We start from the raw sequence: 14,049 nt of genomic DNA on the forward strand, positions 1-14,049 counted from the left end.
CCAGCCATACCACACCGGAGGTCTTTGGTCAACCTCCCAGACCTGCTATGAACCAATTTTCAACTAGCACAACCCCCTACTTTTAATCAGTGATGGGGTTGGTATTGCTTGGCGCAGTGGTGCAATGGCAGAGGCACTTATAGCATGGGCACGCTATGGACTTGTGAGCATGATTCAGGTACTACCTGAATCATGCTGGGAGCGGAGTGGACTTGGGGCTTGGCCAGGAGCGCAGGTGTTAGCAAGTCAACCAGGTACACCCAATAGACGTCTACCCTATCGACATCGACGCCTACGGCGTACTCAAAACATAGCAACAAGTGTTTGCTTACCAGTATTCAATCTTCTGCCGAACCATGTTGCACAATGGGCTCAATTTGCTGCGGGTGTCCCTGGAACCACACTTGCCGCCTATTTCATGCAGTCCAATCCCGATCTGCTTGAAGAGACACAATACGATGATGAGTTAGATGCTGCATCTATTGTGCAACGATTCTTAGGCAGTGCTTCGCCTACGGCTCAGTACTTAAGTGGTCTGCTTGCAGTCGCTGCCCCACTAAATCTCGCTGTGGCTCGCCTAGTGCAGCGTGCATTGTTACCGAATGCAGATCTTACCCATCTAGCAGAAGTCTGGCTAAGTGGTTTGATCCAACGTACCACAGATCTCAGGGCATCTACCACAGACCCAGAAGAGATTGTTTATGAATTCTATCCAGGGGTTCGAGAGCGCCTGCGCTCACTGATTCCATCTGAAGATGTATTCACTGTTATACACGCTGTCTCTGCTTATATTGGTTCGCGTTTAGGGCAATCACATGATTTCCGCACATGGATAAGCGAAGATAAGCCTTTTGCTGAAGATGATCCTCGCCGGCCCTTTGCTATGGTAACGGCTGAAGCGTTGTATGGATTTGGTGGCTCCCACCGTGCATTGGCGGAACGCCTAGCACGGGTAGGTAGTAGTAGCTTTAGCATACATGGATGGTCATCATCCGCACAAATATATACCGTACCTTCCATTTCCCTTGTTGAAGCACTTCCTCCTGAGCTACACAGTTATATTGGAACCCTAAAAAAACTTTGTGCTACACCTATTGAATTAGATTTAATCATAGATCTTCTGACTGAACATCCTGTACTTGTTGTGGCTCTGCGTATGCTCGCGGGAAAGAATATTACTGGAATTGGTCAAATTCTAGAAACTCTTGATGCAAATGGTGTTGTTGAACAGATTACCATTATCTCAAATAGTAAAGATTCGATCACAATCCAACTCCCACATCTCCCGCGACAAGTTACTGCCACCGCTGCCCAAAAGTTGCTCGAAGCAATACCGCTAGAGACACTTGCCCCACTCGCTCCTCTGCCTCCCAGTTCGCGTATCTTCAGCCGTAATCACCAATTCGTTGGAAAGGAGACCGATTTACTTGCTCTCGCGCGACTGCTCAAGACGGCTGATGCAGCAATTGTCTCAGTGCTGACAATTACTGGTCTTGGTGGAATCGGTAAAACCCAGTTGGCGATAGAGTTTGCCCATCGCTACGGCCAATTCTTCGCAGGAGGAGTCTTCTTGCTCAGTTTCGCCGACCCCGCTGGTATTCCCGGTGAGATCGCCGCGTGTGGGATGTCGCTCAACATCTCCGGCTTTGCCGACCTCAAAATTGACGATCAGGTGCAGCGGGTGGTTGCTGCGTGGCAGGAAGCGTTGCCGCGCCTACTGATCTTCGACAACTGCGAAGACGAGTCGCTGCTGACCCAGTGGCGACCGACGACGGGCGGCTGCCGAGTGGTGGTGACGAGCCGCAATGCAACCTGGATTCATAGCGCAGCAGTGACGATCTACCCGATGGGCATCCTCAGTCGGACGGAGAGTATCGCCCTGCTGCGTAATCTGCGTGAAAATCTGAGTGAGGACGAGGCGGACATGATCGCTGAGGTTCTGGGTGATCTGCCGCTGGCGTTACACCTCGCTGGGAATTACCTGCGCACCTACCCCCAGGAGCAACCAGCAACCTACCTGCAACGACTCGATACAGCCCTGATTAATCATCACTCGCTTATGGGACGTGGCTCCCGCCACTCGCCAACCAATCACGAACTCCATGTCGCTCGCACCATTGCCATGAGCTATGATCGTCTGGATACTACTCACCCAATAGACGCCGGTGCTCTGTATCTCCTAGCACGGGCAGTATGGTTTGCACCAGGCGCACCATTTCCTACCGATTTGCTACTGGATAGCCTCGGAGGTGACCGCACAGACGAGGCTGCTCACCTCGACGCCCAAGATGCACTGAACCGCCTGCTGGCTCTCGGCTTATTGGAACAAGAACACGATACCCTCACCCTACATCGCCTGCTGCATGCTTTCGTGCGCCAAGTCGCGAACGATCCAGCAGCGCAGGGAGCAATCGAAGATGTGCTGATTGATCACGCAGACCAACTGAATGCAACCGGTTACCCCGCCGCGATGGATACCATCGTCGCCCACTTGCGCTATGCCACTGATCACACCGTCGGGCGTAATGATGATCGGGCGGCGAGTCTATGCAATGCCTTGGGCTACCACTTGGATATGCGAGGTGACTACGCCGCCGCTCGCCCGCTCTATGAGCGCACCCTAGCCATAGCCGAAATCACGCTGGGTTCCAGCCACCCCCAAACTGCTCAAAGTCTGAACAACCTCGCAACACTCTTGCAGACAGTGGGAGACTATGATGCAGCGCGCCCACTATTGGAACGTGCCCTCGCCATCAGCGAGTCTAGTCTTGGATCAAACCATCCCACTACCGCTCAAAGTCTGAATAACCTAGCGACACTTTTGCAAACAGTGGGAGACTACGCAGCAGCACGCCCACTATTGGAACGTGCCCTGGCGATTCACGAAGCCGTGCTTGGCCCCAGTCACCCCCAGACTGCTCAAAGTCTGAATAACCTAGCGACACTCTTGCAAACAGTGGGAGAGTATGCGGAAGCGCACTCACTCTTTCATCAAGCCCTGTCCATTCGCGAGGCGGTGCTCGGCCCCAGCCATCCCGCTACTGCCATAAGCATCAACAACCTTGCCTTACTGTATTACTCAGAAGGTGACTACGCCATCGCCCGCCCGCTCTTCCAGCGTGCTCTTGAGATTCACGAGGCGACTCTTGGCCCGACCCATCCCACTACCGCTACTAGCCTTAACAACTTGGCCGAGATCTTCCGCGCAATAGGGGACTACGCGGCGGCACGCCCTCTGTTAGAACGCGCTCTGGCGATTCACGAGGCGACCCTTGGTTCAAGGCATCCCCAGACCGCCCAAAGCTTGAATAACCTAGCGGTACTCCTAGAAGCAGTAGGCGATTATGCAGAAGTTCAGCCACTGTATGATCGCGCTTTGGCAATCAATAAAGCAGTACTAGGAGCCAATCATCCTGATACTATAACTATTCTTAATAATTTTACCGACTCTTTGCACTCTTCTCTCAATATTGAACTCACGATCACCCGTACTGCTGATGGGGCAACCACCGCCGCCCTGCGGGCTGAGTTGCCCAACCGCCGCGCCGATCTCGTGCCACCCGAACCGATCCCCCTCGATGCGGTGGCGCTGCGTGCGCTCACCACCATCCCCGATGCTTACGGAGTTGCCCTGACCGCGATGGTCTTTGCGCCGGCGCTGCGCGAGGGTTGGCAGCGGGTGCGCGGCTTTGCCGACGCGGGCCAGCCGGTGCGAGTGCGCCTCGTGCTGATGGGCGATGATGGGCTGCACGCTATCCGCTGGGAGTTGTTGCGTGACCCCGTGGATAGTACGCCGCTGGCCTCCAGTGAACGCACGCCCTTGTCGCGCTTCATGGACACTGCGAGCTTGGCCGAGGTGCAGGCCCCGGCCAAACCCACCCTGCACGCGGTCATTGCGGTGGCCAACCCGGATCTGCACAAATACCAGATGGCGCAGGTGGATGTTGCCGCTGAGGTGCAACGCGCCCAGCGCGGCCTGGGCGATCTGCGCGCCACGATCCTGGATGGCCGGGAAGGTCGCCCACTGGCGAGTCTGGCCAGCATCGCCGCCGCATTGCGCGAGGAGGTCAGCATTCTCTACCTCGTGTGCCACGGTACATTGACCAAGGGCGAACCGTACCTTTTCCTGGAGATGGATGGTAGCGGGGCGTACCAGCCCACCGCTGGGGCGGCGCTGGTGCAGAAGATCACCGCGCTGACCCGCCGCCCGCTGCTGGTGGTGCTCGCTTCGTGCCAGGGGGCGGGCGACACCTATGCGATGTTGGCGGCGCTTGGCCCGCAGTTGGCCCGTGCTGGAGTGGGCGCGGTGATCGCGATCCAGGGCAATGTGCCGATGACCCTGGTGTCCCAACTGACGCCGCGCCTCTTCACCGAGTTGCGCCGCGACGGCCAGATTGACCGTGCCCTGGCGGCGGCACGCGCCGCGCTGCACCAGTACCCCGATTGGTGGATGCCGACGCTCTGGATGGCGGTGCGGGACGGGGCGTTGTGGCGGGCGGAGCTGCCTGTCGCCGCACCCACGCCAAACATCGCTATCGGCACAGTGCAGCAGATCACGATCAGCGGCGGCAGCGTAGGCAGCATCATTGGCAGGAACTCTGGCAACCCGCCCGCCCCGGCGGGGGCGCAATCCGAAGCCATCACCCACCAGCACACCCTCTTGGCGACCCATCGGCGCACCCTGGGCCACTACCTGCAACAGCTTGCGGTCTTCGGTACAGCCTATGCCCCTCCGCATATTATGCACGGTGCCACAGAGGCACGAGCCGGGATCGCCCGCGCTAAAGCGGCGCTGCGCGCTCTGGGGGTCATGGTTGAAGATCTCCCGGACGACACACCATAAGCCTTCCTTCTGACATCACCGCCGCCTTGTCTTCTACATTGTGATTGCAATAGAACCCGCCAGATACCTACCCACCCTCCGCTATTATTTGCTATACTGTCCTCGTCAACACAGGCTATCAGAAAACAACCTATATGAGTACTGATATTCAAGAGATGACCGCCGCTGAAGCAGGATTGTCTACCCAACGTCAGCTCGATATTGCCCTTCTGGAGATGGTTAGCCGTGGTGGTGAGTCGGTGGTGCGGGATCTCTACTATGCTATCGAGCGTTATATGGGCGGGGCTATACTCTCCCAGCAGGGGCGCGATACGCTGCGTAGCCTGATCAGCCGCGCTGCGGTTGAACGTGGCTATGTCTATCCCTATGACCCAAGTATTGCTCGGTGGCAAATTACCGAAACCGGCCAAGCCTATGTGGATTCTATCCGCGATGATCTGGCGCGTGATGGTATTGCGCCGACGAAAGTAACGAGTGGCGAGATTTTGCCCGAAGGGTTTGATACCACAACCTTCGATTTGGGCAATTACCCGATTGATAGTTTGCTTATTCGCTCAGAGCAGCGCACAGTTTTTGATGTGCTTCGGCGTATGGAGCGGGGCCATTTTATCCTTAACCCCGATTTTCAGCGCGATTTTGTCTGGGATGAGGCGAAACAGAGCAAACTTATTGAGTCGACGCTGATGCGTATTCCGCTACCGGTCTTTTATCTGGCCGAAAATGACGAGGGTAAAGTGATTGTCGTTGATGGGCTTCAACGCCTCTCCACTCTTCAGCGCTTCTTGAATAATGATCTGGTGCTGCGTGGCTTGGGTACTGATAGTGGTGAGCCGAATGAGTATCGTGAAAGTCAGCGCCTCAATGGTATGCGCTTCAATGATCTGCCAGCTAAGCTCCAAAATCGGATCGAAGATACGCAACTCATTCTCTATCTGATTGATGCGAAGGTGCCTGAACGGGCACGTCTGGATATCTTCGACCGGGTGAATAGTGGTGTACCACTTAGTCGCCAGCAGATGCGTAATAGCCTCTATGTTGGCCCCGCTACCCGCTGGCTCAAGGAGCAGGCGCAGAGTGCCGACTTCCTGCAAGCTACTGGTGGCAGCCTGAATAGCAGTACGATGCGCGACCGTGAGGCGATCAATCGCTTCTGTGCATTTTTGCTCTTTGGTGTTGAGGGCTACCGGCAGAGCAGCAGCGATATGGATGGATTCCTGGCGCGAACACTCAAGATGATCAATACCCAGCCTCCAAGCTGGATCGCCGATCATCTTACCAAGCCATTCCAACGGAGTATGCGTAACAACTACCAGATCTTTCAGCGCCATGCCTTCCGTAAACATACCGATCCTCATGCTAACCGCAATGTGATCAATATCGCCCTCTTCGATATCTATTCGGTGCTGATGACTCGCTATAGCGAGCAATTTGTGGCTCAACATACTGAAGAGTTCCATCAGCGTTTTTATCTCCTGCTGCGTAACCCCGATTTTCAGGTCGCAATTACCAACGCCACCAATGGCCTGCGCCAAGTTACCGAGCGATTTGAGGCGATCAAAAACATCCACGCTGACCTTCCAGCGGATATTGAGGTGGCATAATGCTTCAACAGATCATTCTTAGGCACTTCAAATGTTTTGAGCAACTCCGACTGCCCCTGGCGCCACTCACCCTGCTGAGTGGACTGAATGCTTCGGGTAAATCAACCGTTATTCAGTCGCTGGCGCTGCTGCATCAGACCATGACCGAGAATCCAGGTAGCCCAGGGTTGGTACTGAATGGCAAGGATGTCTCGCTCGGCAGCGCTGATGAGATTGTTGATAAGATCACTGGACGCGATAGCTTTACGATTAAGATCGAGCATAGTGAAGGCGCGATCCATTGGCGGATGCAGGTTGAGGCTAACGAGTTAATCGCGCCGTTTGCCGCCATTCGGTGGGAGACGGAAGATACTCGCGGGCAACTTGATCACGAGCATACGCGAACCTTTCTCAGTATGCCTGGGCCGCCAAGCGGGTTGCTCCAAACCCTCCAGGGCCTGACCTATATTTCAGCAGATCGTATTGGCCCCCGCGAAACCTACCAAGCCAGTAGCTGCACACAGCAGACAGGCGTTGGCGCACGCGGTGAGTACACGCCATGGTTTATTGATACCTATGAAGATCTGGTGATCCCTGGTGCGATGTGTCACCCTAGTGCAACACCAATCCTCAAGCGTCAGGTGGAGGCGTGGCTCGATGCCTTCTTCCCTGGGAGCGGATTTGAGATTGAACGCCTCCCACGAACCAATCTGTTGGTGATGCGGCTGCGAACTAGTACCGCCACCAACTACCACCGCCCAGTGAATGTGGGCTATGGCCTGAGCCATGTACTACCGGTGATTACCGCATGCCTCGGAGCCGTTGGCCTTGCCCAACGCGATTCACAGGTTGCTCCGCTCGTGATGATTGAGAACCCTGAGTTACATCTTCACCCGGCTGGACAATCAGCGATGGGTCTCTTTCTGGCTAGGGCAGCGGCTACTGGTGCGCAGGTGATCATTGAGACCCACAGCGACCATATTTTGAACGGTATCCGTAGGGCGGTCAAAGGGGTAGAAGGGGAAGCAATCCTCAGGCCAGATCAGGTGGCAATCCACTTCTTTCAGTCGCGTGATGGTAGCGGGAAGCGTCCGCAGGTCATCTCTCCAGTTATTGATGCTCAGGGCAATCTCGATTCATGGCCGCCAGACTTCTTCGACCAGTATGAGAAGGATGTCGGCTCGCTGATTGGATGGTAGGTACACTGTGGATCTCTTCGTCAATGATCTCTCGCTCCACGGTCAGTTCGGTGATTATCAAGCATTTCGGCGCTCACTCGATGACGTACTCGCCTGCCGCACCTGCGCCGCCAATTACCAACGAACGTTGCGTGTTCCACGCTCGATCATTGAGCGTCAAGTCACGCCCCAAGCAGACTTTCGCCAAGCAGTGCAAGCGAATCGTGATCGCAATTTCGTTATGCTGATTATGGAGTGGCTTAATAAGCGTGGGCCATTTGTCGAAGATGATCTCTTACGCAACCCTAATGAATACCTTGCCCTGAGCGATGATACGCTTGTCACCGATGAGGCTATTGGTGAGGCAGCAACCCGCCATTTTCAAGGCTTATCTGCCGGGTTGATCAGTTTTGCACCTTCAACATACCAGCATACACCAATCAGTGTACACTGGCACCATGATGATGGTAGTGTGGAGAGTTGCGCATTACCCAATTGTTGCGAGCCAGAACAACTCCAATGTCTGCTCGAATCCTACCGTCAGCCTCCGGAAAGTTGGAATGATTTTATTGCCCAACTCCCCGGACGTTTTCCCCACCTCACGTTTCTTCCTGGATTAGAAGATTACCTCAAAGGAACCACGTTCTCTCCGTACTTGGTGGAGCGAAGTTTTGTGCTGCTCGATGTGCTGAATCGGCTCAAAACCTGCTTTGATGCAGAGGGCCAGCGTACTGCCGCCGGAGAGGAGTTGATAGATAATTTCTTTCGACGTGATAAGGCGCTCTTCTCCGACTCATCAGATTCGGAGAAGAATGATCCCGTTTTCCGTAACGCAATGACCTTCAAAGACCCAGATGGTCATGAGTTGATCTGTTTCTGGCATGGCAAGGTGAAACGACCGATACAATTTCGTATCCACTTCAGTTATCCAATTCAGAGCCATACGCCCTTGTATGTTGCCTACATCGGCGAAAAGCTGACCAAGAAGTAGGCTAAAGGTTGCAGCACGTGTAAATTTTGGAAACATCCGCAAGACGGAGGAGGGGCCGGTGGTGAGTGATGTGCGCGAGCCGCTCGTGGAATATCTTTAATAGACGACAAGATCATTCACTACAACCACTGCATTTCTCTGGTACAATAGGCGATGTTTGTCTATACAAACGTGGTTTTCAGGAGGAACTAAATGACTCACTCAGGGTATACTTTATTTAATCTGGAGGAAGAAGCGAGAAGTGGCCGTAAATGGTTTGTCGGTTCATTCTTGCCCGAAACCCATGGAGCATATAGTTCGAATATCGAGGTCGGTTATCTACATCTTCAACACGTAGATAGTGCAGATCAGTACCACTTACATGTAAAGACTGAAGAATATTATCTGGTACTAAGTGGGTATATGAAAATTCAAATTGATACTGAAATCATAGATGTTTCACCTGGACATCTCTTGTTGGTCCGACCACATATACCGCATATCATTCTAGAAGTTATCGCAGATACTCGAATACTCCTGCTTAAAGCACCGTCAAATCCTCAGGATAAGGTTATTGTTGCTCATAAAGCGCTCTTCTCCGACTCATCAGATTCGGAGAAGAACGCTCCCGATTTCCCAACGCAATGACCTTTAACTGATAGCTACTCCCCCATCACCCACACTCGCCCAGGTCGCAACGTCCGTTCCCGTTCGTGTCCACATAATCGCGGCAGTCGCCGGGGTACGCGCAGTGCTTGCGGCGTCGGCAAGTCCTACAGGCAACCGGCGCGGCGACTACGGGCACAGCAGTCGGCACGGCGACTACGGGCACAGCAGTCGGTGCGGCGACTACGGGCACCGCAGTTGGCACCTCGGTCGGTACCGCCACTACCGGCACCTCGCTCGCTACGCTGGCTGGCGCGGCGACTACCGGCACCGCAGTCGGTACGGCTGGGGCGCTCGTGGCGGTGCTGGTGGCCAGACTCTCTGCGGCGCTCGCCACTTCAGTATCTTGCATTTGCAGCGCGTTTAGCGCTTTGCCCAGCACGCCCACTCCGGCTACGCTGGAGAGTGCCGCGACGCCCATCAGTTTAAGTACTTCACGTCGGGTATAGGTGCGCCCAACCACCTCGGCTGTTGCCGGTTGGCGTGCGGCGGGCGTGGCTACGAGTTTGCCCGCAACATTCACGATCCAGCGCCAATGTAGCGCCAGTTTGATCCCTACTACGGCCAGCGTCAGATAGGCCGTCCATTTGTGGATCGCTATGAGGAGCGCCATGCTCTCTAGCGTCAGGTTGAGCCAGGTGGAGATGAGTATCCCGGTGATGCCGATGGCGGCAAAACTGCCCAGCATCAGTACATTGATCAGGTAGTAGAGCCGCACACGCGGGTTGGTCTTGCTGAAGAGGCGCCGCGTAACGGCGCTGACCCAATCCATGTGGGTGAGCATGTGGTACCCCGCCAGGAGTACCACACCCACGCCAAGCCACTGGTGCAACTCCAAGCCGGTGAGGTCGAGCCATACGGCAACACAATACCCCACGAGGAGGATGGCGTCGGTGATCCATTTAGTGGTAGGGCTTGCTTTCATGGTGCAGTGTATCTTTCGTGTCTTTGAACTATTCGATGTAGGTTGTATGTGTAGTTGTACCATCCACTATTTCAGAAGTTGTGAAGATGGAATGTAGAAGATCTTCGGGGGCGGCTTGCCGCCCCGAACCCCCACCGGAGGTAAATTTGCACATGCCCTGCAAACCTCCACCAGAGATCATGCGAACTCGCCCCCAATACCGTACAATGAAGTGAGCAACGCACGCTGCGGTGTGTATTTCATCCATCGGAGGAACCATACCATGACTGACAAAAAAGATGAGCAAGAGCCGACGAAGGCGAATTTTGGCCTCGATCTTGGCTTGGGCGGGATCTTTAAGAATCTGGGTGATATGCTCAATGTGCTCGCCGATCTGACCGATAAGGCCCAAGCGACCCAGGGTGAGGTCAGTCGTTCGGCGGAGTTTCAGGTGAAGGGCATGGGCGATCAAGCACGCGGTGTGTATGGCTTCACCATCCGCAGTGCTATCGGTGGCCCGCCACGTATTCAGCCTTTCGGCAACATCCGCAAGACGGAAGAGGGGCCGGTGGTGAGTGATGTGCGCGAGCCACTGGTGGATATCTTCGATGAGGGGGCGGAGATCCTCATTGTTGCTGAGTTGCCAGGGGTGAATGCCGCCCAGATCCAGGTTGATCTGAATGATGATATCCTCAGTATCACCACGTCTGGCGAGCGCCGCTATACCAAGGAGATTTTGCTCTCGGCAGCGGTGCATCCCGATTCGCTCCAGCAGACCTATACCAATGGGATTCTGGAGTTACGGTTGACCAAGGCGTAGGGGCGAAGCATCGCTCACTAACCCAGTTCGTGCTCCCCAGAATATATATGAGCGATGCTTCGCCCCTATTGTCATTAGGAACTCACGATGTCAAATCAGACCAACCTTTCCCTACGGATCGTCGAGGCGCTGCCCAAGGATGTTGGGCGCGGCCTCGTGCGCTTCGATCCGCAAAACCTGGATCAACTCGGTATCCGTATCGGCGATGTCATCCAGATCACCGGCAAGCGCACCACGGTCGCCCGCGCTATGCCCGCCTATGCCGATCAGCGTGGTCAGGGTCTCATCCAGGCCGATGGGATTGTGCGCCTGAATGCCGGGGCCAGTCTTGATGAACGGGTGACGATCCAGCCCGTGAAGACCCAACCAGCACGGGGGTTGGTTTTGGCACCTACCGAGGGGATACGCGCCAGCCAAGTCGCCGCCCAGGCGCGCTATTTGGCCAAGTTGCTCGATGGTATTCCGGTGATCAGTGGCGATCTGCTGCGCGTCAACCTGTTTGGTACCCGCGCTCAGACGTTTAGTGTGCTGGAGACCAACCCATCCGGCCCGGTGCTGATCAGTCCGACCACGCTCATCCGTGTTTCAGGCGAGAAGGGCGGTCGCGAGCGCGCTAGGGGTACCCTGACCTATGAGGATATCGGTGGGTTGCGTCGTGAGACGCGGCGCATCCGCGAGATGATTGAGTTGCCCCTGCGCTACCCGGAGGTCTTTGAGCGCCTGGGGATTGATGCCCCCAAGGGGGTGCTGCTCTATGGTCCGCCCGGTTCGGGCAAAACCCTGATTGCACGGGCGGTGGCGAATGAGACGAGTGCCCATTTTGTGACCATCAATGGCCCGGAGATTATTGATAAGCTCTATGGGGCTTCCGAGGCCAATCTGCGCGGTATCTTCGAGGATGCCCGCAAACGCGCTCCGGCAATTATCTTTATTGATGAGATTGATGCGATTGCGCCTAAACGCGAGGATCTGAGTGGCGACCGCCAAGTTGAGCGGCGCGTTGTCGCGCAGTTGTTGGCGCTCATGGATGGCCTCGAATCACGCGGGAATGTGATCGTCATTGCCGCCACCAACCTGCCCAATAGCCTCGATCCGGCGCTGCGTCGCCCCGGTCGCTTCGACCGCGAGATCAGTATTAATGTCCCCGACAAGGACGGGCGCGCTGAGATTTTAGAGATCCATACCCGTGGCATGCCGCTGGCTGCTGAGGTTAATCTGGACCGCTTGGCCAGTGTGACTCACGGCTTTGTCGGGGCCGATCTGCAAGCGCTCTGTCGCGAGGCGGCCATGGGCGCACTGCGCCGCCTGCTGCCCGATATTGATTTCAGCCAAGCCCAGATCCCCTACGACAAACTCATGGCGCTCGAAGTCCTCCCCGATGACTTCGCGGCGGCCCTGGCCGACATCGAGCCATCCGCTATCCGCGAGGTCTTTACCGAGATCCCCGATGTGACCTGGGAGGATGTGGGCGGCTTGGAGGATGTGCGCCGCTTGCTGATCGAGGCGGTGGAGTGGCCGTTGCGCCATGCGCGTGCCTTTGAGCACATTGGGGTACGCACGCCCAAGGGGGTGCTACTCTATGGCCCGCCCGGTACCGGCAAGACATTGCTGGCCAAGGCCTTGGCACGCGAGAGCGAAGCCAACTTCATCTCGGTCAAGGGGCCAGAACTGCTCAACCGCTGGGTGGGCGAGTCGGAGCGCGGGGTGCGCGAGATCTTCCGCAAGGCGCGCCAAGCCGCCCCGTGTATCATCTTCTTTGATGAGATTGACGCTATCGCTCCGCCGCGTGGTGGTGGCGACAGCGGCGTCACCGAGCGTGTGGTGAGCCAGCTACTCACCGAACTGGATGGGATTGAAGCCCTCAAGGGGGTGGTGGTGCTGGCGGCTACCAACCGGATTGATATGGTAGACCCGGCCCTCCAGCGCCCCGGTCGCTTCGACTTCCTGGTTGAGATGCCGCTGCCTGATGCAGCGGTGCGCCAGGCCATTCTCGGCGTGCAGACGCGCAACATACCCCTGGAGGCCGATGTCAATCTGGAACTGCTCGCGCAGGAGACCCAAAACTACGTCGGGGCCGATCTGGAGGGCTTGTGCCACAAGGCCGCGCTGTTGGCCATCCGTGAGTATCTCGATCAGCACCAGATGAGCGACCCGGAGACGGGCGAAGCAACGATCAGCTTTGGTACCCTGCGTGTCGCCCGCCGCCACTTCGTGGCCGCGTTTGCCGAGCAGCGTGAATAGCATCGTTGTTCCATCATGACTCCACAGATCCTCCACACTCCGCTGCTATCCTAGAACTATCGAGATACCCGCCCAGGAATTCTGGGCCATATGCAGCGGAGAACCATCATGAAACGTACCTTCAGTTTCATCATTGCCGGTATTGCCGGCCTCATCATTGCCCTACTCGCCCTGCCTTTCGTCACCAATGCCTTCGCCCAATCCGCGCCGCCTGATCTCGCCCAGGTCGCCCGTCCGGTGGCAACCACGTCCCCGCCCACTGCGCTCTCTGCCGAGGATGCCGAAGCTCTGATCTATATGCGCGAGGAGGAGAAACTCGCTCGCGATGTCTATCTCTTCCTCGGCCAGACATGGTCACTGCCGATCTTCGAGAATATTGCGGCCAGTGAGCAGACCCACATGGACGCCCTCAAGACCCTGCTTGACCGCTATGGTCTGAGTGACCCGGCGGCAACAACGGCTGCGGGTGAATTTAACAACCCGGATCTGCAAGCCCTCTACACCCAGCTTGTGGCGCGAGGCCAGATCTCACTCAGCGAGGCGCTCGCGGTTGGCGCGGCAATTGAGGAGATTGACATCCTTGACCTCCAGCAGCACCTGACTGCGACCACCCCAGCGGACATCACCCAGGTCTTCCAGAATCTGGTTGCAGGCTCGGAGAATCACCTGCGGGCGTTTGTGCGCCAGTGGGAAGCGCAGACCGGCAGCACCTACCAGCCCCAGTACCTGGATGCTGCGAGCTATCAGGCGATTATGAATGCTGAGAACACCAATGGGTCGGGCAATAGTAATGGGCGCGGCAACGGGCGGCGCGGTCGCCCATAATTACCACTGAGTAGGGGCGAAC

General features: G+C 56.2%; 9 protein-coding genes and 1 pseudogene. 9 read left to right on the forward strand and 1 reads right to left on the reverse strand.

All coding sequences use genetic code 11. From position 1 onward, the window contains the following. Positions 1-85: 85 nt before the first annotated feature. The 6 genes and pseudogenes from EKD03_RS19045 to EKD03_RS07025 form a co-directional block, all read left to right on the forward strand. Positions 86-796: pseudogene (locus EKD03_RS19045) on the forward strand (hypothetical protein); the annotation flags it as partial. 360 nt (positions 797-1,156) lie between these two features. Further along, a complete protein-coding gene (locus EKD03_RS07000; protein WP_161569202.1) occupies positions 1,157-4,843 on the forward strand; it encodes a CHAT domain-containing protein in 3,687 nt (1,228 codons plus the stop codon). A 134-nt stretch (positions 4,844-4,977) separates the two neighbouring features. After that, positions 4,978-6,444 carry a GmrSD restriction endonuclease domain-containing protein gene (locus tag EKD03_RS07005; RefSeq protein ID WP_202976774.1) on the forward strand — a complete coding sequence of 489 codons (1,467 nt, stop codon included), beginning with the start codon at positions 4,978-4,980 and terminating at the stop codon, positions 6,442-6,444. Further along, a complete protein-coding gene (locus EKD03_RS07010) occupies positions 6,444-7,622 on the forward strand; it encodes a DUF3696 domain-containing protein (RefSeq protein ID WP_129628999.1) in 1,179 nt (392 codons plus the stop codon). Before EKD03_RS07005 ends, EKD03_RS07010 begins: the two co-directional genes overlap by 1 nt. Positions 7,623-7,629: 7 nt before the next feature. Further along, positions 7,630-8,592 carry a hypothetical protein gene (locus EKD03_RS07015; RefSeq protein ID WP_129629001.1) on the forward strand — a complete coding sequence of 321 codons (963 nt, stop codon included), beginning with the start codon at positions 7,630-7,632 and terminating at the stop codon, positions 8,590-8,592. A gap of 192 nt (positions 8,593-8,784) precedes the next feature. Next, positions 8,785-9,219: a cupin domain-containing protein gene (locus EKD03_RS07025; RefSeq protein WP_129629003.1), complete on the forward strand. Its 435-nt coding sequence runs from the start codon at positions 8,785-8,787 to the stop codon at positions 9,217-9,219. A 25-nt stretch (positions 9,220-9,244) separates the two neighbouring features. On the opposite strand, the gene EKD03_RS07030 is transcribed toward EKD03_RS07025, so the two are convergent. Continuing rightward, positions 9,245-10,162 carry a DUF4405 domain-containing protein gene (locus EKD03_RS07030; protein WP_129629005.1) on the reverse strand — a complete coding sequence of 306 codons (918 nt, stop codon included), beginning with the start codon at positions 10,160-10,162 and terminating at the stop codon, positions 9,245-9,247. A 262-nt stretch (positions 10,163-10,424) separates the two neighbouring features. On the opposite strand from EKD03_RS07030, the gene EKD03_RS07035 reads away from it, so the two are divergent. The 3 genes from EKD03_RS07035 to EKD03_RS07045 all read left to right on the forward strand — a co-directional run bounded on the left by EKD03_RS07035 (position 10,425) and on the right by EKD03_RS07045 (position 14,027). Then, the gene (locus tag EKD03_RS07035) at positions 10,425-10,961 is read left to right on the forward strand and encodes an Hsp20/alpha crystallin family protein (RefSeq protein ID WP_129629007.1); all 537 of its coding nucleotides are present in this window, start codon (positions 10,425-10,427) and stop codon (positions 10,959-10,961) included. An 87-nt stretch (positions 10,962-11,048) separates the two neighbouring features. Further along, positions 11,049-13,202, forward strand: a complete 2,154-nt coding sequence (locus tag EKD03_RS07040; RefSeq protein WP_129629009.1) for a CDC48 family AAA ATPase — start codon at positions 11,049-11,051, stop codon at positions 13,200-13,202. Between the two features lie 108 nt (positions 13,203-13,310). Next, entirely contained in the window at positions 13,311-14,027 is a 717-nt protein-coding gene (locus EKD03_RS07045) for a DUF2202 domain-containing protein (protein WP_161569203.1), read from the forward strand. Positions 14,028-14,049: the final 22 nt, after the last annotated feature.

Origin of the sequence: Candidatus Oscillochloris fontis (assembly GCF_004138135.1) — a bacterium.
Taxonomy (GTDB): domain Bacteria; phylum Chloroflexota; class Chloroflexia; order Chloroflexales; family Chloroflexaceae; genus Oscillochloris; species Oscillochloris fontis.

Coding starts and splice junctions, on each gene's coding strand:
- EKD03_RS07000 (WP_161569202.1), top strand. CDS start 1,157: ATGCTCGCGGGAAAGAATATTACTGGAATTGGTCAAATTCTAGAAACT.
- EKD03_RS07005 (WP_202976774.1), top strand. CDS start 4,978: ATGAGTACTGATATTCAAGAGATGACCGCCGCTGAAGCAGGATTGTCT.
- EKD03_RS07010 (WP_129628999.1), top strand. CDS start 6,444: ATGCTTCAACAGATCATTCTTAGGCACTTCAAATGTTTTGAGCAACTC.
- EKD03_RS07025 (WP_129629003.1), top strand. CDS start 8,785: ATGACTCACTCAGGGTATACTTTATTTAATCTGGAGGAAGAAGCGAGA.
- EKD03_RS07030 (WP_129629005.1), bottom strand. CDS start 10,162: ATGAAAGCAAGCCCTACCACTAAATGGATCACCGACGCCATCCTCCTC.
- EKD03_RS07035 (WP_129629007.1), top strand. CDS start 10,425: ATGACTGACAAAAAAGATGAGCAAGAGCCGACGAAGGCGAATTTTGGC.
- EKD03_RS07040 (WP_129629009.1), top strand. CDS start 11,049: ATGTCAAATCAGACCAACCTTTCCCTACGGATCGTCGAGGCGCTGCCC.
- EKD03_RS07045 (WP_161569203.1), top strand. CDS start 13,311: ATGAAACGTACCTTCAGTTTCATCATTGCCGGTATTGCCGGCCTCATC.